Consider the following 21,510-nt stretch of genomic DNA (forward strand, 5'->3'; position numbering starts at 1 on the left):
GAAAAGCGACGTCGGGGGTATCCCGCTTTTCCTATCTCTTTGCTAGGTTATTCGCGCGCGACGCGACGGCGGTGGTGACGCCGGGGCGGCGAAGGACCCGACCACGAGAGGCGCGGCGATGACCTTCCACTGGTTCCTGCCCACCTCCGGCGACGGCCACCAGGTCGGTGCCGCCACCGTCAGCGCCGGCGCCGCCCGCCACGTTCGCGCCGCCACCGTCGAGTACCTCAGCGAGGTCGGGCGGGCCGCCGAGCAGGCCGGCTTCGCCGCCGTCCTCACCCCGGTCGGCTCCGGCTGCCCCGATCCGTGGATCGTCTGCGTCGCCGTCGCCCGGCACACCGAACGGATCGGCCTGCTGGTCGCCGTCCGGGCCGGGTTCGCCCTGCCGACGCTTATCGCCCAGCAGGCCGAGGCGTTCCAGGCGGTCTCCGGCGGGCGGCTGGCGCTCAACATCGTCACCGGCGGCGACCCCGCCGAACAGCGGGCCTACGGTGACTTCCTCGACCACGACGCGCGCTACGCCCGGACCGACGAGTTCGTCGACGTGCTCCGCCGCTCCTGGGCGGGGACGCCGTTCGACTTCACCGGCGCCCACTACCGGGTGGCCGGTGGCGGGCTGGCCGCCCCGCTGGCCGACCCGCCGCCGGTCTACTTCGGCGGGGCCTCCCCGGCCGCCGAGGCGGTCGCCGCCCGGCGTGCCGACGTGTACCTGATGTGGGGCGAGCCACCCGCGGCGATCGGGGCCCGGGTGACCCGGATCCGCCGCCTCGCCGCCGAGCAGGGCCGCAGCCTGCGTACCGGGATCCGGTTGCACGTCATCGCCCGACCGACCGCCACCGAGGCGTGGGCCGAGGCGGACCGGCTGCTGGCCGGGATGAGCCCGGAGCGGATCGCCGCCGCCCAGGCCCGGTTCGCCCGGATGGACTCGGTGGGTCAGGCCCGGATGACCGCGCTCAACGGTGGCAGCGCCGACGGCCTCACCGTCGCGCCGAATCTCTGGGCCGGCGTCGGCCTGGTCCGCGAGGGCGCGGGCACCGCGCTCGTCGGCAGCTACGCCGAGGTCGCGGCCCGGATCGACGAGTACGCCACGCTCGGCGTCGACGAGTTCGTGCTCTCCGGCTGGCCGCACCGGGAGGAGGCCCGTCGGGTCGGTGCGGAGGTGCTGACACGGGTGTCGCACCCGCGCGTGTGCCCCGCCGTCGACGGCGGGTGCGGGCGGGCCGGGGGGTCGACACGCTAGGGTCGACGCGTGGCGGCGCGGAGATCCAGAATCCCAGCGACGAAGTACCCGGTGGAACGGTTCACCCTCGACAACGGACTGCGGGTGGTGCTCAGCCCCGATCGCAGTGCCCCGGTGGTCGGGGTCGCCGTCGTCTACGACGTCGGCATCCGGTCCGAGCCGGAGGGGCGCACCGGCTTCGCCCATCTCTTCGAGCACCTGATGTTCCAGGGCTCGGAGAACCTGGAGAAGCTGGCCCACTTCCGGCACGTACAGGGGTCCGGAGGAACCTTCAACGGCTCCACCCACCTGGACTACACCGACTACTACGAGTACCTCCCGGCCAACGCGCTGGAACGCGCGCTCTTCCTGGAGGCCGACCGGATGCGCGGTCCCCGGTTGACCGAGGAGAATCTGCGCAACCAGGTCGACGTGGTCAAGGAGGAGATCCGGGTCAACGTGCTCAACCGCCCGTACGGCGGTTTCCCCTGGCTGACCCTGTCCCCGGTGGTCTTCGACACGTACCCCAACGCGCACGACGGGTACGGCTCCTTCGACGACCTGGAGTCGGCGACCGTCGACGAGGCGGTCGACTTCTTCCAGCGCTTCTACGCCAGCGGCAACGCCGTCCTGTCGGTCAGCGGGGACATCGACGTGGCCGAGGCGACCACGCTGGTCGAGCGCCACTTCGGCGACGTGCCGACCCGGCCCGCGCCGGACCGGCCCGACTTCCGGGAACCGGACCTGTCCGCCGAGCGGCGCACCTCGTACACCGACAAGCTGGCCCCGATGCCGGCGGTGGCGAGCGCCTGGCGGGTGCCCGACCCGATTACCGACGTCGCCGGCTACCTGGCGTACGTGGTGCTCGCCGAGGTGCTCACCGACGGCGACGCGTCCCGGCTGGTCGAACGGCTGGTGCAACGGGACCGGACGGTCACCAGCGTCGGCGGGTACCTCGGCTTCATGGGTGACCCGTTCGACGTCCGGGACCCGACCGTGCTGCTGCTCCAGCACCACCTGCCGCCCGGCGGCGACGTGGACCGGGTGCTGCGTACCGTCGACGAGGAACTGGACCGGCTCGCCGCCGACGGGCTCACCGAGGGCGAGCTGGCCCGGACCCAGGCCCGGATGGCCACCCACCTGCTGCGCGACACCGACGCGGTGCTCGGCCGGGCGCTGCGGATGGCGGTGCTGGAGCAGCAGCGCGGTGAGCCGGGCCTGCTCAACGAGCTGCCCCGGCTGGTCGGCGAGGTCACCGAGGAGCAGGTCCGCGCCGCCGCGGCCATGCTGCGGCCCGAGCGCCGCGCGTCGATCGAGGTCATTCCCGGAGGTGCCCGTTGACGACGGAGACCCGGACCACGGCCCGGCCGCTGCCGCCGCTCGGCCCGGTCCGACGGCTGAAACTGCCCCGCCAGGCCGAGCGGACGCTCGACAACGGGCTCACCGTGATCGTGGTGCGCCGGCCGGCGGTTCCCCTGGTCGAGCTGCGGCTCGGCGTGCCATTCGGCCGGGCCCACCTGGCCCGGGGCACGCTGCTCTCGCAGACCCTGCTCGCCGGCACCGAGCGGATGTCCAGCAACCGGATCGCCGCCGAGTTGCAGGCGGTCGGCGGTGGGCTGTCCGCCGGGGTCGACCCGGACCGGCTGATGGTCTCCGGGTTCGGCCTGGTGACCGGCCTGGACCGGATGCTGGAGATCCTCGCCGACGTGTTGACCGGAGCGACGTATCCGGCCGACGAGGTGGCCACCGACCGGGCGCACACGGTCGACCGGATCGAGATGGCGCAGAGCCAGCCGGCACACCTGGCCCGGGTCGCGCTGCTGAAGCGGATCTACGGCCGCCACCCGTACGCGGTGCAGACCCCCGCGCCGGAGCAGGTCCGCGCGGTGCGGCCGGCGGCGCTGCGCACGCTGCACGCCGAGCGGGTCCACCCGGCCGGCGCGGTGCTGGTGCTGGTCGGTGACGTGCAGCCGGAACGGACGCTGGACGTGGTGGAGCGGGTGCTGGGCGGGTGGCGGGGGGACGGCCGCCCGGTGGAGCTGCCGCCCACGCCGCCGCTGGAGCCGGGACCGATCCGCGTGGTCGACCGGCCCGGTTCGGTGCAGTCGTCGCTGCGGATCGCGCTGCCGGCGGTCACCCGCACCCACCCGGACCACGCCGCCCTGCAACTGGCGAACCTGGTCTTCGGCGGCTACTTCTCCTCCCGCTGGGTGGAGAACATCCGGGAGGACAAGGGCTACACCTACGGGCCGCACTCGATGGTGGAGCACTCGGCCGCCGGCTCGGTGCTGGTCGCCGGGGCCGAGGTGGCGACCGAGGTGACCGGCGCGGCGCTGCTGGAGACCACCTACGAGCTGGGCCGGCTGGCCTCGCTGCCACCCGGCGCGGACGAGTTGGAGCAGGCCCGCCGGTACGCGCTGGGCAGCCTCCAGCTCGGCATGGCCACCCAGGCCGGTCTCGCCTCGCTGACCAGCGCGTACGCCGGCAGTGGGCTGCGGCTGGACTTCCTCGCCGAGCACGCCGCCCGACTGGCGAAGGCGACCGTCGACGACGTCGCCGAGGCGGCGGCCCGCTACCTCGCCCCCGCGCGGGCGGTCACCGTCGTGCTCGGGGACGCCGAGCGGATCGCCCCCGGGCTGGCGGTGCTCGGGCCGGTGGAGACGGAATCCGCGTCGACATGACCCGTGCCGGTGCCAGCGGGGCGGGGACGGCGGCCGGGGGCGGTCCGGCGTTGCCGCCGCTGGCCCGGGCGGTCCTGGACCGGGCGGCGCACCGGCGCACCGACCAGGCGTGGCTGAGCGGGGCCTGGCAGCGGAGCCGGGTGCTGGTGGTGGACACGTCCGCCGGTGGCCGGACCCTGGTGGCGGCGGACGCCGAAGCGCCGGCGCTGCGGCTGCTCGACCCCGGGCAGGCACCGGACGCGCCGCCGATGTTCCTCGGTGTCGGTGCCGACGGGGTGCCGATCTTCGCGGTGGACGCGCCCCTGCCCACGGTCCCGGACACCCGCCCGGCGTCGTTACGGGAGGTCGGGCACCTCCTCGACGACCGGGACGCCGGCCTGTTCATCACGGCGGTCGCGCTGGCCAACTGGCATCTGCGGCACGGTTTCTCGGCGGCCACCGGCGAGCCGACCGTTCCGGACGAGGGCGGCTGGTCGCGGGTGGACCCGCACGGTGACCGGGTCTGGCCCCGGACCGACCCGGCGATGATCGTGCTGGTGCACGACGGGGTGCCCGGCCCGGACGGCCGCTGCCTGCTCGGGAACAACGCGACCTGGCCGGTGACCCCGGGGGCCCGCCGCTTCTCCTGCCTCGCCGGCTACGTCGAGCCGGGTGAGTCGGCCGAGGCCGCCGTCGCCCGGGAGGTCACCGAGGAGGTGGGGCTCACCGTCTCCGGAATCAGGTACGCCGGCAGCCAGCCCTGGCCGTTCCCCGGCTCGTTGATGCTGGGGTTCCTGGCCGGCGCGGACCCGGCGCAGCCGCTGCGCCTCGACCCGGCCGAGATCGCGTACGCCCGCTGGTTCTCCCGGCGGGAGATCGCCGACGCGGTCGGCGGTGGCGCGGTGGACGCGGGGGACGGCGCGCGCCTGCTGCTGCCGCCGCCGCTGTCGATCGCGCACTTCCTGATCGACCGGTGGTTGGCGGCGGACGTGGAGCCTGGCCTCGGCCCGTGACCGTCGTTGCCGCGACGGTCACGGGCCGAGGACCGGCACCGCCGGGGTCGCGCAGGCGTGGAGCACGGCGGGGGAGCGCCGGTGGCGACCGCGACGGGCGTCGGTGTGGTCTAGGGGGTGGTGCGGCCCCGGCGGGCGGAGCGGGCGCGTGGCTGGTTGACCGGCAGCACCTTGACCCGTTGCCGGCCAGCGCGGACCCGGCCCACCGCCGCGAGGGCGCGGGCCAGCCGCAGGGCGGCGTCCCGGTCGTCGGCGTGCAGGACCTGCCGGCGTGGCTCGGGCGCGGTGGTCTCGTCCCGGAGCCGGTCGCCGGTGGACCAGGCGGCGGCGAGGTCGGTGTCGTCTGCGGTACGGATGTCGGTGCGGACGATCAGGAACCGCATGGGTGTCTCCCGATGCACTGACGAAGTCTGGGTGCGCCACGGGTGTGCCGGGCCTGGGCCGTGCCCGGGTCGCGGCGGTGTTCGCCGGGGTCGGCGGCCGGCGGGGAGGCCGGGGCCGGTGGTCCGACCGTGAGGTGGAACTTTCACGTGAACTCCCGGGTCATGTTACGCCCAGGTTTCGCGCCGGCAAGGGAAACGCGGCCGTCGGTGCGCGTACCGACTGATCGGTGGATGTCCACCTCGACTCCCGGTCGGCTCGGAACAGACGACGGGGCCGCCGGTCCATGACGGATTCCGGCGGCCCCGTGACCTGTCGGTCGGTGTCAGCGCGTGTCGAACTCCCCGTTGCGAGCGCCGGTGAGGAAGTCCCGCCACTGCTCCCGTCGGAACAGCAGCACCGGGCCACCGCGGTCCTTGCTGTCCCGCAGGGCCACCGCGGTCGGCCCGGCCGGCAGGGGGGCGACCTCGACGCAGTTGGAGGTCTGGCTGCGCGAGCTGGTACGCCACGCGGCGTCGGCCAGCTCGACGGTGCCGACGGACGTGTCGGGAATCTGGTTCATGGTCTCGGCTCCTGCTCTCTTCTGCGATGGGGCGAGTGGTGGGCCGACTCCGGCACAGCCCGCCTCACCGCTCGGTGAGTCGCTCGGAGATGCCGCGGCGCTGGGCCGGCGCCGTCGGCGACCCGTATGTCGCCGTGGGCGGTGCCGCCGTCTCGGCCGCCTCGATCAGCCAGGCGAGGGAGTCCGATGGGGAGCGCGCCGCCGTGCCCAGCCACTCGAAGACCATTTTATAGCGGTTCAGGGCATTTGCGTCGTGTGACACGACGTCGGTGAAGCCTCCTTCGATCGCCAGCGTCTCCGGATCCGCCGGGTCCGGGAAGCGGTAGAGCGAGAACGCGGTCGGGGGGAGGTACCAGTCACCGATGGTGGCGTCACGGGGCAGCACCTGGATCGTCACGTTCGGACACGCGGCCAGCTCGCAGAGCTGGACGAGCTGCTCCCGGATGACCTCCGCCGGCCCGGCCCGCCGGCCCAGCGCCCCCTCCTCCAGCACCGCCGTGTACCGGGGCGCGTCGGCGGTCTGCAACAGCGCCTGCCGGGCCAGGCGCGCGTTCACCTCCGTCTCGATGGACTGCGGGTCGGTGTCCTCCTCGGCCAGCCGCGCCGAGACGATCCGCACCCGCGCGTACGCGGCGGTCTGCAGCAGGCCCGGCACCAGGACCGGGTTGTACTCGCGGATCTCGGCGCAGCCCGCCTCCAGCTCGGCGTAGCTGCGCTGGTGCTCGGTCATCGCCCCGTACGACTTCAGCCAGGCCCGGATGTCCCCCGCCTCCCGGGTGATGGCGGTCAGTTCGGCGCGGGTCACGTCGTCCGCGCGGTAGAGGTCGAGCAGGACGTGGATGTCCCGGGGGTCGGGGCGGCTGCGCCCGTTCTCCAGGCGGGAGAGCTTGGACGCCGAGGCCCAGCCGATCCGCTCGATGACCTGTTCCCCGGTGAGGCCGGACGCCTCACGCAGGCTGCGTAGTTCGGTGCCGAGCCGGCGTCGTCGCAGGATCGGGCTGGGTACGGCAGGAGGCACGTCGACCTCTTCTCCGTCGGGCCGTCGCGGACGCGACGGTAACTGTATGAAACTGGCCCCCCACGGCCAGTATGGACGGCGCGGCCCGCGCCGGACGTCCCGCGCCGGGCGTGTCTCGAAAAGGAGGACGTCGGTACGACTCCGCCCGCCCCTGCGACCCGGTCGGGGATCCCCTGACCGGCCCCACCCCCGCGGAAGGAATCCGATGCACACCGTCCTGCGCCGCCCCGACTTCCGACTGCTCTTCGGCGCGCTGTTGGCGAGCATGACCGCCGAGTCGATCCTGTTGCTCGCCCTGGCCATCTGGGTGAAGGACCTGACCGGGTCCGACCGGATGGCGGCTGCGGTGATCTTCGCGGTGGTCGCGCCGAGGGTCCTCGCTCCGCTGGTGGGCTGGGTGGTCGACCGGTATCGTCGCCGGCCCTTCTTCCGCACCGCGAACCTGGTCACCGCCACGCTGCTCACCCCGCTGCTGACCGTCCGCGACGCCGGCGACGTGTGGATCGTCTACCTGGTCGGCGCGCTCTACGGCCTGTCGTCGATCGCGCTCGGCGCGGCGCTCAGCGGGCTGCTGCGCACCCTGCTCCCGCTCGGGCTGCTGGCCGAGGCGAACGCGGCCCTGCAGACCGTGCGCCAGGGTCTGCGGCTGGGCGGCCCGCTGGTCGGGGCGGCGCTCTACGCCGTGGCCGGCGGCTGGGCGCTCACCGTCGTCGGCGTCACCGGGTTCGTCACCGCCGCCGCCGTGGTGGGGCTGCTCCGGGTGGCCGAGCCGGCCCGGCCGCGCCGGCTGGCGCGCAGCCTGACCGAGCTGGGGGCGGGGCTGCGTCACCTCGGTGCCGAGCCGGTGCTGCGGCGCGCCCTGCTCGGGTACGGGATGGCCTCGCTGGTGATCGGGTTCAGCGAGGCGCTGCTCTTCGCCTACGTCGAGCGAGGGCTGGAGCGGCCCCCCGCCTTCGTGGGCGTCCTGTTCAGCGTGCAGGGGGTGGGCGGTCTGGTCGGCGCGCTGCTCTCTCCGGCCGTGGTCCGCCGCTTCGGCGAGATCGGGGCGCTCGCCGCCGGGGTGGCCCTCTTCGGGACGGCGGCGCTGACCCTGACGTACCCGGGTCTCTGGCTCGCCGTCGCGGCCCTGCTGCTGGCCGGGACGTCCCTTCCGCTCAGCTGGGTCGGGCTGCACACGCTGGTGCAGCGGCGGACCGAACCCGGGCTGCTCGGCCGGACGACCGCCGCGACGGAGGCACTGGTCAGCGGACCACAGGCGATCTCCATCGGCACCGGGGCGTTGCTGGTGGCGGTGTTCGACTACCGGCTGCTGTTCGCCCTCGTGGGCGTGGTGATGCTGGCCGCCGGGGCGTACCTCTGGCGGGCCCGGAGGTTCGTCCCGGTCCCGGCCCCGGCCCGTCCGGTCGTGCCCGCCCCGCGCCGCCCCCGGCCCGGCCCGGGTCCCGCCCCGCGCGTCGACGGCGGGGTCGTCGCCTCGACCCGGCAGGACGGGTGACGACGGCGGACGCGACACCGGCGGCGCGGGACGGCCGGTGGGCCGCCCCGCGCCGCCGTGCTCAGGCGCCGGTCAGGCTGGCGAGATGCTGCTTGACCTGGTTGATCGAGGGGTTGGTGAGGGCGGAGCCGTCGGCGAAACGGAGCGTCGGCACCGTCTGGTTGCCGCCGTTGACCTTCATCACGAACTCGGCCGCCGCCGGGTCCTGCTCGATGTCCACCACCTGGTACGCGATGCCCTCCCGGTCGAGCTGCGACTTCAGCCGGTGGCAGTAGCCGCACCACGGGGTGGAATACATCGTCAACATGGGTCAGAACCTCCGTCGGTCCAGGGTCGGGCGGCTTCGCCCGCCAGGGTATCGGCTGTAACGTCCGGCGGGGCTGGGATGATTCCTCGGGTGGTGGTGCACTCGACAGCGGAACAGGTGCTGGCCGGGCTCGACCCCGAGCAGCGGACGGCGGTGACCGCGCCCGCCGGACCGGTCTGCGTGCTGGCCGGCGCGGGCACCGGGAAGACCCGCGCGGTCACCTCCCGGATCGCGTACCGGGCGTTGAGCGGGCAGATCTCCGCCCGGCACGTGCTCGCGGTGACCTTCACCGCGCGGGCCGCCGCCGAGATGCGCGCCCGGCTGACCGCGCTGGGCGTCGCCGGGGTGCAGGCGCGCACCTTCCACGCCGCCGCGCTGCGCCAGATGCGCTACTTCGCCCCCCGGCTGCTGCACGGCCGGGAACTGCCGGAACTGCTGGACAGCAAGGTACGGCTGGTCACCCTGGCCGCCGCCCGGGTGGGCCTGCGCACCGACCGGGCCGCCGCCCGGGACCTGTCCGGTGAGATCGAGTGGGCGAAGTCGTCCCTGGTCGAGCCGGGCGAGTACGTCGTCGCCGCAGCCAAGGCGCAGCGCGAGACGCCGCACGAGCCGGCGAAGGTGGCCGAGGTCTTCGCCGCGTACGAGACGGTCAAGCGGGCCAACGGGGTGATCGACTTCGAGGACCTGCTCCGCGCCGCCGTCTGGGGCATCGAGGAGCACCCGGACGTCGCCGAGCAGGTCCGGGCCCAGTACCGGCACTTCGTGGTCGACGAGTACCAGGACGTGAACCCGTTGCAGCAACGGCTGCTCCAGGCGTGGCTCGGCGGCCGGGACGACCTCACCGTGGTCGGCGACGCCAGCCAGACCATCTACTCGTTCACCGGGGCCACCTCGGCACACCTGGTGGACTTCCCCCGCCACCACCGGGGGGCGGTGGTGGTCCGACTGGTCCGCGACTACCGCTCCACCCCGCAGGTGGTGGGGCTGGCCAACGCGGTGATCGCCCAGGCACGCGGCACCGAGGCCCGGCTCCGCCTGGAGCTGGTCGGGCAGCGCCCCTCCGGCCCCGAGCCGGAGCTGCGGATCTTCACGGACGAGCCGGCCGAGGCGACGGCGGTCGCCGCGCGCTGCCGGCAACTCGTCGCCGCCGGCACGCCGGCCCGGGAGATCGCCGTGCTGTTCCGCACCAACGCCCAGTCCGAGGCGTACGAGAAGGCGCTCACCGAGGCCGGGGTGCCGTACGTGGTGCAGGGGGCGGAACGCTTCTTCGAGCGGGTCGAGGTGCGGCAGGCGATGGTGGCGCTCCGTGCCGCCACCCGGTCCATCCCGGGCGAGACCCCGCTGCCGGCCGCCGTGGTCGAGGCGCTCGCCGCGGTCGGCTGGGCCCCGGACGCGCCCCCGGCCGGCGGCGCGGCGCGGGAGCGGTGGGAGGCGCTGGCCGCCCTGGTCCAGCTCGCGCAGGAGTACGCGGCCACCCCGCCGGTGCTGCCGATCGGCGAGGGCGCGGTGGTCGAACGGCCACCCACCCTCGCCGACTTCACCGACGAACTGCACCGGCGGGCCGCCCAGCAGCACGTCCCCACCGTCGACGGGGTGACCCTGGCCTCCCTGCACTCGGCCAAGGGACTGGAGTGGGACGCGGTCTTCCTGGTCGGGCTCGCCGAGGGCACCCTGCCGACCGGGTACGCGAAGACCGCCGAGCAGGTGGAGGAGGAACGGCGGCTGCTCTACGTGGGGATCACCCGGGCCCGCCAGTGGCTCTGGCTGTCGTACGCCTCGGCCCGCTCGCCGGGCGGGCGGAACCGGCGCCCGTCGCGTTTCCTGCCGCAGCTCGACCGCTCCGGGGGCGGGGAACGGGCCGGCGCCGGCCCGGCCCGCCGCCCCGAACGTCGCCGCAACCAGGTGGTCTCCTGCCGGATCTGCGGGGCGACCCTGCTCGCCGGTGCCGACCGCAAGCTCGGCCGCTGTCCGACCTGTCCGTCCGACGTGGACGAGGATCTGCTGGAACGGCTCCGGGACTGGCGGCAGCGGGTGGCCGGCGCGCAGCGGGTACCGGCGTACGTGGTTTTCACCGACGCGACCCTGACCGCGCTGGCCGAACGGCGTCCCGGGCGCCCCGAAGAGTTGATCGCCATCGCCGGAATCGGCCCCCGCAAACTGGGCCTCTACGGCGAATCCGTACTGGCCCTGGTGGGTGGAGCGACGGTCGACACGGTCCGCCCGAAAGAAAGTTTGGAAAACCCGTCGTAATTCGTTTGCCCTCGCGCCGGGAGGCGGCATAGCCTCAGGACACACCTCGCGGGCGGCCCATCGTGGCTGCTCACGGGGGCGAGACCGAGTCGATCAGCGAGTGAACGTCAAGGAGGAGGTGGCACCGATGGAGAGCTTCGTCTACGTCTACGAGCGTCCGGCGGCGCTGCCTGCTGCCATCGCTCCGCTGTCGGCTGTCCGGACCGCCCTGACCGTTGGGCTCCCGGTTCCGCAGGCGCACCAGACCCAGGATCAGGCCGAGCTGCTCCTGACCGTCGCGCCGACCGGAAACGAGGGGACCAGTGGCTTCACGGGCAAGGGTGTCGAAATCGCCATGAAGCGGCGGCTGGACGTCCGCGGTGTTCCACCTCGAGGGAGACCGGTCTGATTCATCAGACCACCGGCTCACCTCGAGGCCGCGGAACCCGCTACCGGGATCCGCGGCCTCAGTTTTTTGTCCCGCCGAAGTACGTCGGAATTGCGATCCACGAGATCGAAGTGAGAGAGAGGTGACCGGGCGATGAGTCTGGCGTTGGCCCCCCTCGACGCGAACGTCGAGCTGGAGGCGAATCTGCCCTGCCGGAAGTTCGACCCCGACCTGTGGTTCTCCGACTCGCCCACCGAACTGGAACTCGCCAAGTCGCTCTGCGGGGACTGCCCGCTGCGCGTCGAGTGCCTGGCCGGTGCGGTGGAGCGGGCCGAGCCCTGGGGTGTCTGGGGCGGCGAGATCTTCGAGCGTGGCGCGGTCGTCCCGCGCAAGCGGCCCCGGGGCCGTCCGCGCAAGGAGGACGTCGCCCGGGACGCCGCGCTCCGGGTCGAGGCCGAGGCGCGACTGGCGGCCAGTGGGCTGGCCACGTCCCGCAACACGGTCCGGCTGGCGGCCTGACATGAACCCGACCCGCGATCGTGCCGGTGGCGCACCGGCAGTCAGCGAACTGATGAACCCGCACGTCCTGAACGGAGTCACCGAGATGCAACTACTTCACGAAGCGTTGTCCAGGGCTCGAATGCGTCGGCCTCAGGCCGGTCGTACCACCACGAGCACTGAGGCAACCCGATCCGCCCGTACCGTCGCCATGGCCAGCCGTCAGCGGTCGGCCCGCGAGTTGGGCGTTCTGTAACCACCACGAGCCGCGGGGGCGGTGGGGCCGGGTACCGGCCCCACCGCCCCCGCGCGTCGTTCAGGCCACCGGCGCGAACCCGGGAAGCCAGCGTTCCAGGATGCCCCGGTAGGGGGCCTTCGCCTCCAACTGGCAGAGCACCCCGATGGAGCCGAGCGTCACCCGGTGGATGAGCAGGTACGACGGGGGCAGGTTGAGCTGCCGACCCAACTGGTAGGCCGGTGACCGGGGGCTGGCGATCCGGGCCGCCTCCGCGCGCAGCCAGGCCCGGGTGAACTGGAACTCCTCGGTCGCCACCGGGTCCAGCATCGGCCGGACGAAGCCCAGCACCGCCTGCGCGTCGATCGGCTCGTCGGCGGGAACGAAACCCTCCGCCCGCAGTCCCTCCACCACCGCCTCGGCCTCGCCGCGCAGGGCCAGTCCGGCCAGCCGGCCGATCGGCTCCGGCGTCCCCTCCGGCATCCGGGCCACGGCACCGAAGTCGATCACACCGAGCCGACCGTCCGGCAGGATCCGGAAGTTGCCCGGGTGCGGGTCGGCGTGCAGCAGTCCGGCCCGGGCCGGGGCGGAGAGGTGCAGGACGGCCATCAACCGACCCGCCTCGTCGCGCTCCTCCGGGCTGCCCTCGCGGATGATCTGCGCCAGCGGGGTGCCCTCCACCCAGTCGGTGACCAGCACCCGGGGCGCGGCGGTGACGACCGCCGGGATGAAGATCTCCGGGTCGTCCGCGTACGCCGCCGCGAAGGCCCGCTGCGACTCGGCCTCCAGCTCGTAGTCGAGTTCCTCGGTGATCCGTTCGCGCAGCTCGGTGAGGAGGGGCTTGACGTCCAGCCCGGGTTGGATCGCGCGGAACATGCCGCCCAGCCGGGAGAGCTGCTTCAGGTCGGCCAGGAGGGCGTCCCCGGCGCCGGGATACTGGATCTTGACAGCGACCGGACGTCCGGCCGCCTTCCGCCGTCCGGTGGTCGGCTCCCGCCAGACCGCCCGGTGCACCTGACCGATGCTGGCCGCCGCGGCGGGCGTGTCGTCGAACTCCAGGAACCGGTCCCGCCAGTCCGGCCCGAGCTGCTCGGCGAGCACCTTGTGCACCGTGGCCGCGGGCAACGGCGGAGCCGCCTCCTGCAACTTGGTCAACGCCTGCCGGTACGGCGCGGCGACCTCCTCCGGCAGGGCGGCCTCGAACACCGACAGCGCCTGGCCGAACTTCATCGCCCCGCCCTTGAGCTGCCCGAGCACGCTGAACAGTTGTTCGGCGGTCCGTTGCTGGATCTCGGCGGAGATCACCTCGGAGGCGAGCCCGGTGACGCGTTTTCCCATGCCGAGGACGGTCCGACCGGCGAAGCCGAGCGGCAGTGCGGCGAGCTTGGCGGTCCGGGACACGGCCCGGCGCGGGATGTCGGTCACCCGGCCATTGTTACCGACCGGACCGCCCCACTGCTGCTCTGATGCCGGGCCGGGGTCAGTGGGGTGGGTCTCGCCGGTCGCCGCCGCATCCGCAGTCCGGGTGCGGTGGCCAGCTCCGTCGCCGGAACCGGCCGGCCCCGCCGACCTCGACGGCCGCCCCGACCGTCTCGGGAACCCCACCGTCGACGTGGCTGAGAGCCTCCGCCGTGGCCAGTGCGACGGCGGCGAGAAGGGTCGTGACCCCGCAGGCGGGGGTCGGACCGTCGCCGGCGAGTTGGGCGGCGAGTCCGGGCCAGGCCGGATCCCGGTCCAGCCGGTGTCGGTCGAGGCAGTTGAGGCACGGCCCGACCGGCGGACGGACCAGGGGACCGATCACCGGTACGCCGTCGCGTAGCGAGAGCATCAGGTGCGGCTGCCGACGACGGGCGAACCCGGCGGCCAGCAGCGCGGCCGGCCGGTCGGCGCCCACCTGGACCACCAGGTCGGCGCGGCGACGCCGGACCGGACTGGTGACGGTGCCGGCCGCGGTACGGGTGATCGCGTCGGCCACCGCCTCGGCGGTGTGCCGGCCGACGTCCCCGGGCAGGAGGCCGCCGCCGACCAGGTCGGCCGGGCGCACCCGGCCACCCAGGTCGGGGTCGACGTGCCCGACGCCGGCCTGGGCCAGCGCCACGGCGACGGGGCCGCCGAGTCGTCCCGAACCGGTGACCACCACCCGGGCGGCCCGGCGACGCCGGAGCACCTGGGCGGGGGTGCCGGGCAGGTCGTCGGCACCGAGGGCGAGGGCGTCCGCCTCGTCGCTCAGCCGCGCCCGCTCCGGGTCGGTCAGGCCGGTGGGGAGGAGAGTGTGCGCGGCGACCACCAGCCCGGCGGCCCGGAGCGTCTCCAGCAGGCTGCGTGCGTCGTCGCGGTCGACCCGGATCCGGGTGGCGTGGTCGAGGATGTGCCGTTCGCTGTGCGCGCCGTCGAGCAGGTCGAGCAGCCGGACGGCACGCGGGTTCGCCACCTCCAGCAGGACGGCCCGGGCGGGGGCCAGGCCGAGTTGCAGGGTGTGCCGGTCACGCCAGAGCCGGGTGAGGCCGGGTAGCAGGGTCGGCCGGGGAAGTGTGGCACGGGTCATGGCTACCAATGGTGACCGTGTCCAGACGATCCGTCGATCGTTGTCCACAGCCCGGCGGCGTTCTCTCCAGGGTTATCCACAGGTCGCGGACAGTTGTCCACAACCGGCCGGTAACATCGCTTCGTCACCGGACGGTCACGGCGGAGAGGGGGCGACCCGACGGGCCGCCCCCTCTCCGGTCGGTCCGATGGTCAGACCTTCGCCTTGCCGAGAATCCGGTTCACTGTTGTGCCACAGACCGGGCACTTGCCCTTGGCCATGTTCATGCCGGTCTTGGAAACCTCGACCTTGCCCTCGAAGTCGCGCTTCTCCTTGCACTTGACGCAGTAACCGTTGTAGGTCTGGGCCTGGTCGGCCACGGTGCCCTCCTCGTCTCGTCCGCCGATCGGTGTCGGCGGCAGCCCGGCGGCGGGCCTCGCGGGCTCCGGCGCTGGGGTCTTCTGCGCGGTCACGCTCGTGACCGCTGGTCCGGCGGACCCTACCCAGGTGTGGGTGGTTCCATGTCAGAGATCCATCGACACTGTGAGCTAGTCGACGTCGAGAGTGTGCATGCCGAAATACGTCGGATAAGTGAGTTTGGCGGGGACACGCCGGGCGAACCGCCCCGAAGTGGCCGCCAGGCACCCCCGGTGCGGCGGTTCCACCGAAGATCACCTAACGTGGGCGGGTCCCGTCGGCATCCCCTGCCGACCGCCACCGAGGGTGATCGGATCGCCGTGCGGACCTGGGGCGGACGGCCCCGCCGACGGGTCCGCAAACATTTTTTTCGGACTGGACGCCATCAACCTGGAGTTTCCGGGCGCGTGTCGGTGGGTTGACCCTTGCGGACCCCTGGTCAGAACGCATTAGCTTTCCCATGTGGCAGGAACACGAGGCTGCGCAGGTCAGTGATGGCAGGCGCGCGGAAGCCGGTCGTCGAGGTGCGACGCAGTCAGCGTCGGCGACGCACGGTGTCCGCGTACCGGGACGGGGAACGGGTGGTCGTCCTGATCCCCGACCAGTTCTCCCGGGCCGAGGAGACCGAGTGGGTCGACCGGATGCTCGCCCGGCTCGCCGCGCGTGAGGGCAGGCCGGCCCGCACCGACGGTGAACTGCTCCAGCGGGCCACTCGCCTGATCAGCCTCTACCTCCCGGAGCACGGTCCGGCGGCGGTCCCCACGAGCGTCCGGTGGGTGACCAACCAGAACGGCCGCTGGGGGTCCTGCACCCCGGCGGACCGCACCATCCGCATCTCCCACCGGCTCCAGGACATGCCCGACTGGGTGATCGACTACGTCCTCCTGCACGAGCTGGCCCACCTCATCGTGCCGAGTCACAACGCGTCCTTCTGGGCGCTGGTCTGCCGCTACCCGAAGGCCGAACGGGCCCGTGGCTACCTGGAGGGGGTCGCCTCGGTGGCCGGCGTGCCGCTGCCCGACTGAGCGTCGTGGCCGTCGGCGTCCCGCCCGGCGACCGCCGGTTGCGGACGGCGCGGAATCGGCCCGCCGCCGCCCGCGGCGTCGATCACGAACGCCCGGGGGAGGCTAGGGTCGGACGGTGACCCGACGAGTGGTGGTGGCGTTGCTCGCCCCGGTGGCCTGGTCGCCGCCGGGCGTCGAGCCGGCGGACTGGCGGCACGCCCTGGCCGAGGACGTGGTGGACCTGCTCGCCACCCTCCAGGAGGTGAGGACGGCGGTCGCGGTGACACCTGCGGACCGGCCGCTGGCCGACGCGGTGGTCTGGCCGGGCACCCCCGTGGTCGAGGTGGCGAAACCGACCGCCGACGCGGTCCTCGCCATGCTGGACGGGTACGACCAGGCCGCCGTGATCGCCGCCGACGCACCGGATCTGCCCGGACTCACCATCGGCAAGTTGCTGCGCCCGTTGACCACCCGACCCGTCGCGGTGGCTCCGGTCGAGGGGGCCGGACCGGGCCTGCTCGGCCTCGCCGCCCGGCTACCCGCGCCGGGGTGGCTGCCGGAGGTCGATCTGGACGAGGCCGTGCCGGCGATGATCCGGGGCGCGGCCCCGCGACCCGCCGACGTCGCGGTCACCGCCGCCTGGCACCGGCTCCGTGGTCCGGCCGACCTCGCCGCCCTCGACCCCGCCGTGGAGGGCTGGGAGGCGACCCGGGCCCTGCTGGGCACCGGCCACCACCCCGCCTGACCGTCTCCCCGCCGAACGCCCTGCGGCCACACCGCCCACACCGCCCACACCGCCCACACCAGCCTCACCCCGCGCCGCCGCCGTACCGCCTCACCCCGCCCCCGTACCGCCGCACCGCGCTCACCGCCCCCGGGTGGTAGCAGGGGTCCCCTGCTCATCAAAAAACGACTGCAGGGGTCCCCTGCTACCACCTGGCGGGGGCGCGTCGGTCGGCGGAAGCGGGGAGCGCGGAGCGGAAGCGGGGAGCGCGGATAGGCGATCGGGCCGGTCAGGACCGGTCGGTGTCCCGCGGGGACGTGCCGTCGCCATCCGGCGGTTGTTCCTCGGTGCCGCCCGGCGGTGTTTCCTTCGGGCCGCCCGGCGCGGTGAAGTCGAACTCGTCCAGCTCGCCGAAGTCGAGCTGCGAGCGGGCGAAGGCGACCGGGTCGGCGAAGTCCTCGCCCGAGGGGAGGAGGTCCGGGTGCCCCCACAGGGCGTCCCGGCCGGCGATGCCCCGGTGTTCGGTCAGGGCCGACCAGAGCGCCGCCGCCTCGCGCAGTCGGCGCGGCCGCAGCTCCAGCCCGACCAGGGCGGCGAAGGTCTGTTCCGCCGGGCCGCCGGCCGCCCGCCGCCGACGGAACGCCTCGCCGAGGGCGACCACGTTCGGCAGTCGGCCACCGGCCGCGTTGTCCACCACGTGGCAGACCCACCCCTCGACCAGCGCCAGGGCGGTCTCCAGACGGGCCAGGGAGGCTTTCTGGGCCGGGGTGTCCTCCGGCGTGAAGATGCCCTCCAGGGCGATCGCCCGCATCGACTCCGGGTCGGTCGGGTCGACCCGGCCCATCGCCTCCTCGATCGCCTCCCGGTTGACCCGGATGCCGGCGGCGTACGTCTCCACCGAGCTGAGCACGTGTCCGCGCAGCCACGGGACGTGCTGGAAGAGGCGCTGGTGGGCGGCTTCCCGTAGGGCGACGTAGAGGCGTACCTCGTCCTCGGGCAGCTCCAGGCCCTCGCCGTACTGCCGGATGTTGGCCGGGATGAGCGCGGCCGTGCCGGCCGGGCCGAGCGGGAGGCCGATGTCGCCGGCGGAGAGCACCTCGGCGGCGAGCGAGCCGAGTGCCTGACCGAGCTGCCCACCGAAGAGCGCCCCGCCCAGGGTGGCGACCATCGACTGCATCGGGCCGAGCTGGGCCCGCGCCTCCGGCGGCACGAGGTCGCCCATCGCGCCCACCATCCGGCTGGCCACCGGGTCGCAGAGCTTGCGCCAGACGTCGAGGGTCTTGTAGATCCACTCGTTGCGGTTCCAGGCGACCGGGGTCTGGATGCCCGACGGCCACGACGAGACCGGCTCCAGCCACAGGTCGGCCAGGCGCAGCGCCTCCTCGACGGCGTTACGTTCGTACGGCGTGACCGCCGGGTCGCCGGAGGCGGCGAGCTGGCTGGCGGCCACCTGACGGGCCAGGTCCCAGTTGACCGGTCCGCTGCCCGGCGCCGAGAGCAGGTGCTGCAACTGGCTCATGAACTGCTGCAGTTGCGCGGGGTCGTTGGGGTCTGGTGGTTGCCCACCCGGAAGCGCGAAGCCGAACGGAATATCAGGCACGGGGTCTACGGTACGCGCGCCGCGCCGCTGGTCGCCGCCACCGGCGTTGCGCTGAGGGCGAAGTCGCGGCCCGGCCCACCGCCGGGTACGGCGAGGTGGTGGGACCGGCCGGCGTCCCGTGGAACGCGGGTCGGCCGGCCGACGACGTGGCGTGGCACGCTGCCGATTTCGGGGCGTCGGCTCGCCCCGGCGGGATGCCGGGCTCGGCCCGACGAGGTGTCGGAGCTGTCAATGTAGCGTTGACAGATGGTGTCCGAACTGACGCAGCTGGCCGATGTCGCCGTCGATCGGACCCGTCTGGACGAGCGTGAGCTGGAGCTGATCGACCGTGCCCGGCACGCGGGCGCGACGTGGGCGCAGGTGGCCGCCGCGCTCGGTCTCGGCAGCCGGCAGGCTGCGGAGCAACGCCGCCAGCGCCTGGCGGCCCTGCGCCGGTCGCGGCGGCAGGAGAGAGACCTCGCCTGCTCGCCACGGATCGCGGCGATCCGGGGCGCGGTTCTCGATCTTCGGCGGTGGATGGCGACGGATCGACGGTGGGACGGGCGGTTCCGGCGGGCGGCTCTCGTGCGGAGCACCGTGGAACTGGCCCTCGACGCCGACCCGGGCCCGCTCTACGCGCTGGCCGCGCTCCTCGTGGCCGACCTGTCCGCAGCGGGTGCGGCGCGGTTGCCGGCACCCGTGGTGGCGGCCAGGGCGAACCTGGAGGGGCTGCTGTCAATGGACAATTGACATCCAGCACCATTGTTGCTTGTAGTCCACTCAAGGCCAAGGATTTGAGTCGTTCCGGCTCAACTCTTGGGGGACCCGTGCGCCGCAACGCAGCCCTGTTCGTGACGATCTCGATGCTGTCCGGCTTCGGCGGCAGCGCCATGGCGCTGGTGTCCGGGATCTGGATTCTCGATCTCACCCGGTCCACCGGCCTCGCGGCCCTCGCCGGGCTCTCCGTGTACGCCCCGGTACTCGCCGGCCCGTGGCTGGGTGGCCTGCTCGACCGGGCACCGAGACGACCGCTGGTGATCGCGGTCAACCTCGTGCTGGCCGCCGTCCTGCTGAGTCTCCTCACGGTGCGGGGGCCCGCCCAGACCTGGCTCATCTTCGTCGTGTCCGGCGCCTACGGCGTCAGCTACGTGCTGATCGACGCGGGCGAGACCGCGCTGCTGCCCGCCGCGCTGTCGCCGGCGGAACTCGGGGACGTCAACGGCTGGCGCTCCAGCGCCCAGGAGGGCATGAAGCTCGTGGCGCCCCTGGCCGGCGCGGGCCTCTACGCCTGGCACGGGGGCCACGCGGTGGTCGTGCTCAGCGCGGTGCTGCCGGTCCTGGTGGCTGTCCTGTACGCGGCCGTACGACTGCGGCAGCCGCCATCCGACGGGTCGCCACCGCAGCGGCCCGGCCTGCGCGCGGGGGTGGCTGTGCTCCTCGCCCGGCGGACGACGCGCGTCACCGTCGTCCTCGCCGCGGTGGCGATCGCCATGTCCGGCTTCACGACCGCGGCCAACTACGCGATCGTCACCACGGAGCTGGGCCTACCGACGACGTTCCTCGGCGTCCTGCTCAGCACCCAGGGCGCCGGGTCCGTCGTCGGCGGCCTCGTCGTGGGCCGGCTCCTCGCCCGGTGGAATCCGGTCACCGTGGGCGTCGCCGGCACGACGCTGTTCGCCCTCAGCTGTCTGGTGCGCTGCCTGCCCTGGTGGCCCGGCACCGTCGTCGCCTCGGTGGTGGCCGGCGTCGGCCTGCCCTGGGCCCTGGTCGCCGCGGTGACCGCGGTGCAGACGCGCACACCGACGGCGATGCTCGGCCGGGTGGCCGGGACCGCCAACACCGCGATGTTCGGGCCGGTCGCGCTCGCGATCCCGCTCGGCTCCGCCGCCGTCGGCCTCGGTGGCCGTCCGCCGCTCGTCGTGGCCGCCGCGATCTGCCTGGCCTCGGTGCTCGGCGTGACCCGCCGTTCCCGGGACCGGCGCAGCGCCGAACCGGACGTCGCCCGCGTGCCGACGCCGTCCACCCCGCAGCAGGCCGGACGACGCGCCTGAACAGCTCCGCCCCGGCGTTTCCGACCGGCCGGTTCGTCCGCCCCGGTCGGCCCCCGACCGGTCGGTACGCTCTGCCGCATGAGACGTCGCGGTGTCACGGTCCTGCTCGGTGCTCTGCTCACCACCCTGCTCAGCATCGGAGTGCTCGTGGCGCCGATCCCGTACGTGGTGCTCGGCCCCGGCCCGACCGTCGACACCCTCGGCACGCAGGACGGGGAGGAGATCATCAAGATCGACGGCCGGGAGACCTCCACCTCGGCGGGGCAGCTCCGGCTGACCACGGTGGGCGTGCAGCCGTCGGTGAAGCTGCGGTCGGCGATCGCCGGCTGGTTCTCGCCGGAACGGGCGGTGGTGCCCCGGGAACTGGTCTATCCGCCGGGCCAGAGCCGTGAGCAGGTCGAGGAGCGCAACGCCGAGGAGTTCACCGCGTCCCAGACCAGTGCCGAGACGGCCGCGCTCCGGAAGCTCGGCTACCCGGTGCAGGTGGTCGTCCGGACGGTGGCCGCGGACGGCCCCTCGGCGGGGCGGCTCCAGGTCGGCGACGTGCTCACCTCGGTCGACGGCGAGCCGGTGACCAGCGCCAACGGACTGACCGGGTTGATCCGTGCCCGTCCGGTCGGCGCGGAGCTGGCGATCGGGTACACCCGGGGCGGGGTCGCCGGCACGGCCACCGTGACCAGCCGGGAGCAGGACGGCCGCCCGCGCGTCGGGATCGAGATCGAGCAGCAGCAGCCGCACCCGTTCACCCTGGAGATCGACCTCGGGGACATCGGCGGGCCGAGCGCCGGACTGATGTTCGCGCTGGGGATCGTGGACAAGCTGGATCCCGAGGACCTGACCGGCGGCCGGATCGTCGCCGGCACCGGCACCATCGACGAGGAGGGCCGGGTCGGTCCGATCGGTGGCATCGCCCAGAAGCTGGTGGGCGCGAAGCAGGCCGGGGCGAAGGTCTTCCTGGTGCCGGAGGCGAACTGCGCCGAGGCGCTCAGCAACCCGCAGCCCGGTCTTCCGCTGCTCAAGGTGGGCACGCTGGACGATGCGCTGACCGCCCTGGAGAAGCTGCGCACCGGCGGCGAGCCGACCCGCTGCTGACCGCCGACGGCCGCTGGGCTGGGCTTCCCGGCTGACCGCGCCCTCCGCGACGCGACCTTGACCCGAGGTGTCCAGGAACACCACGTACTCTTGTGGCCTGGTCGGATCCGGTCA

The 21,510-nt window shown here is 73.8% G+C and carries 21 protein-coding genes; 13 read left to right on the plus strand and 8 right to left on the minus strand.

The window, feature by feature from the left end; genetic code table 11:
• The first annotated feature begins 118 nt into the window (after positions 1-118).
• From QSK20_RS13300 to nudC, 4 genes are read left to right on the plus strand one after another with little or no spacing between them, the layout of a single operon-like run.
• The gene (locus QSK20_RS13300) at positions 119-1,240 is read left to right on the plus strand and encodes an LLM class flavin-dependent oxidoreductase (RefSeq protein WP_285788929.1); all 1,122 of its coding nucleotides are present in this window, start codon (positions 119-121) and stop codon (positions 1,238-1,240) included.
• A 9-nt stretch (positions 1,241-1,249) separates the two neighbouring features.
• A complete protein-coding gene (locus tag QSK20_RS13305) occupies positions 1,250-2,560 on the plus strand; it encodes a M16 family metallopeptidase (RefSeq protein WP_285788930.1) in 1,311 nt (436 codons plus the stop codon).
• Complete coding sequence (locus QSK20_RS13310) at positions 2,557-3,900, plus strand: M16 family metallopeptidase (protein WP_285788931.1); 1,344 nt, start codon at positions 2,557-2,559, stop codon at positions 3,898-3,900. The genes QSK20_RS13305 and QSK20_RS13310 overlap by 4 nt, the downstream gene beginning before the upstream one ends.
• On the plus strand, positions 3,897-4,892 hold the full coding sequence (gene nudC / locus QSK20_RS13315; RefSeq protein WP_285788932.1) for an NAD(+) diphosphatase: 996 nt from the start codon (positions 3,897-3,899) through the stop codon (positions 4,890-4,892). Before QSK20_RS13310 ends, nudC begins: the two co-directional genes overlap by 4 nt.
• A gap of 110 nt (positions 4,893-5,002) precedes the next feature.
• On the opposite strand, the gene QSK20_RS13320 is transcribed toward nudC, so the two are convergent.
• The 3 genes from QSK20_RS13320 to QSK20_RS13330 all read right to left on the minus strand — a co-directional run bounded on the left by QSK20_RS13320 (position 5,003) and on the right by QSK20_RS13330 (position 6,853).
• Positions 5,003-5,275, minus strand: a complete 273-nt coding sequence (locus QSK20_RS13320; RefSeq protein ID WP_285788933.1) for a hypothetical protein — start codon at positions 5,273-5,275, stop codon at positions 5,003-5,005.
• Between the two features lie 323 nt (positions 5,276-5,598).
• Positions 5,599-5,835, minus strand: coding sequence for a DUF397 domain-containing protein (locus tag QSK20_RS13325; RefSeq protein ID WP_285788934.1), 237 nt, complete (start codon positions 5,833-5,835; stop codon positions 5,599-5,601).
• 64 nt (positions 5,836-5,899) lie between these two features.
• On the minus strand, positions 5,900-6,853 hold the full coding sequence (locus QSK20_RS13330) for a helix-turn-helix domain-containing protein (protein WP_285788935.1): 954 nt from the start codon (positions 6,851-6,853) through the stop codon (positions 5,900-5,902).
• A 205-nt stretch (positions 6,854-7,058) separates the two neighbouring features.
• Here QSK20_RS13330 and QSK20_RS13335 point away from each other — a divergent pair, with 205 nt between their 5' ends.
• Entirely contained in the window at positions 7,059-8,348 is a 1,290-nt protein-coding gene (locus QSK20_RS13335; RefSeq protein WP_285788936.1) for an MFS transporter, read from the plus strand.
• 61 nt (positions 8,349-8,409) lie between these two features.
• On the opposite strand, the gene QSK20_RS13340 is transcribed toward QSK20_RS13335, so the two are convergent.
• Complete coding sequence (locus QSK20_RS13340) at positions 8,410-8,655, minus strand: mycoredoxin (protein WP_088982226.1); 246 nt, start codon at positions 8,653-8,655, stop codon at positions 8,410-8,412.
• 78 nt (positions 8,656-8,733) lie between these two features.
• Here QSK20_RS13340 and QSK20_RS13345 point away from each other — a divergent pair, with 78 nt between their 5' ends.
• The 3 genes from QSK20_RS13345 (at position 8,734) to QSK20_RS13355 (ending at position 11,791) form a co-directional block, all read left to right on the plus strand.
• Entirely contained in the window at positions 8,734-10,905 is a 2,172-nt protein-coding gene (locus QSK20_RS13345) for an ATP-dependent DNA helicase UvrD2 (protein WP_502888893.1), read from the plus strand.
• 127 nt (positions 10,906-11,032) lie between these two features.
• Positions 11,033-11,293 carry a hypothetical protein gene (locus QSK20_RS13350; protein ID WP_285788937.1) on the plus strand — a complete coding sequence of 87 codons (261 nt, stop codon included), beginning with the start codon at positions 11,033-11,035 and terminating at the stop codon, positions 11,291-11,293.
• Positions 11,294-11,425: 132 nt separating this feature from the next.
• Entirely contained in the window at positions 11,426-11,791 is a 366-nt protein-coding gene (locus QSK20_RS13355; protein WP_145836842.1) for a WhiB family transcriptional regulator, read from the plus strand.
• A gap of 295 nt (positions 11,792-12,086) precedes the next feature.
• Here the strand turns inward: QSK20_RS13355 and QSK20_RS13360 are convergent, their stop codons facing one another.
• The 3 genes from QSK20_RS13360 to QSK20_RS13370 form a co-directional block, all read right to left on the minus strand.
• Positions 12,087-13,430, minus strand: a complete 1,344-nt coding sequence (locus QSK20_RS13360) for an ABC1 kinase family protein (RefSeq protein ID WP_285788938.1) — start codon at positions 13,428-13,430, stop codon at positions 12,087-12,089.
• A gap of 55 nt (positions 13,431-13,485) precedes the next feature.
• Positions 13,486-14,550, minus strand: a complete 1,065-nt coding sequence (locus tag QSK20_RS13365; RefSeq protein ID WP_285788939.1) for a hypothetical protein — start codon at positions 14,548-14,550, stop codon at positions 13,486-13,488.
• A gap of 191 nt (positions 14,551-14,741) precedes the next feature.
• Positions 14,742-14,909: a DUF5679 domain-containing protein gene (locus QSK20_RS13370; protein ID WP_170107818.1), complete on the minus strand. Its 168-nt coding sequence runs from the start codon at positions 14,907-14,909 to the stop codon at positions 14,742-14,744.
• A gap of 531 nt (positions 14,910-15,440) precedes the next feature.
• On the opposite strand from QSK20_RS13370, the gene QSK20_RS13375 reads away from it, so the two are divergent.
• Positions 15,441-15,971: a M48 metallopeptidase family protein gene (locus QSK20_RS13375; protein ID WP_088982233.1), complete on the plus strand. Its 531-nt coding sequence runs from the start codon at positions 15,441-15,443 to the stop codon at positions 15,969-15,971.
• A gap of 115 nt (positions 15,972-16,086) precedes the next feature.
• A complete protein-coding gene (locus tag QSK20_RS13380; RefSeq protein WP_285788940.1) occupies positions 16,087-16,695 on the plus strand; it encodes a hypothetical protein in 609 nt (202 codons plus the stop codon).
• Between the two features lie 268 nt (positions 16,696-16,963).
• Here the strand turns inward: QSK20_RS13380 and QSK20_RS13385 are convergent, their stop codons facing one another.
• Positions 16,964-18,274, minus strand: a complete 1,311-nt coding sequence (locus QSK20_RS13385; protein WP_285788941.1) for a zinc-dependent metalloprotease — start codon at positions 18,272-18,274, stop codon at positions 16,964-16,966.
• Between the two features lie 246 nt (positions 18,275-18,520).
• On the opposite strand from QSK20_RS13385, the gene QSK20_RS13390 reads away from it, so the two are divergent.
• The 3 genes from QSK20_RS13390 to QSK20_RS13400 all read left to right on the plus strand — a co-directional run bounded on the left by QSK20_RS13390 (position 18,521) and on the right by QSK20_RS13400 (position 21,396).
• Entirely contained in the window at positions 18,521-19,003 is a 483-nt protein-coding gene (locus QSK20_RS13390; RefSeq protein WP_285788942.1) for a hypothetical protein, read from the plus strand.
• A gap of 77 nt (positions 19,004-19,080) precedes the next feature.
• The gene (locus QSK20_RS13395; protein WP_285788943.1) at positions 19,081-20,304 is read left to right on the plus strand and encodes an MFS transporter; all 1,224 of its coding nucleotides are present in this window, start codon (positions 19,081-19,083) and stop codon (positions 20,302-20,304) included.
• Positions 20,305-20,382: 78 nt separating this feature from the next.
• Entirely contained in the window at positions 20,383-21,396 is a 1,014-nt protein-coding gene (locus QSK20_RS13400) for a YlbL family protein (protein ID WP_285788944.1), read from the plus strand.
• Positions 21,397-21,510: the final 114 nt, after the last annotated feature.

Source organism: Micromonospora sp. NBRC 101691 (assembly GCF_030269285.1).
In the GTDB taxonomy this organism is placed as follows: Bacteria; Actinomycetota; Actinomycetes; order Mycobacteriales; family Micromonosporaceae; genus Micromonospora; species Micromonospora echinospora.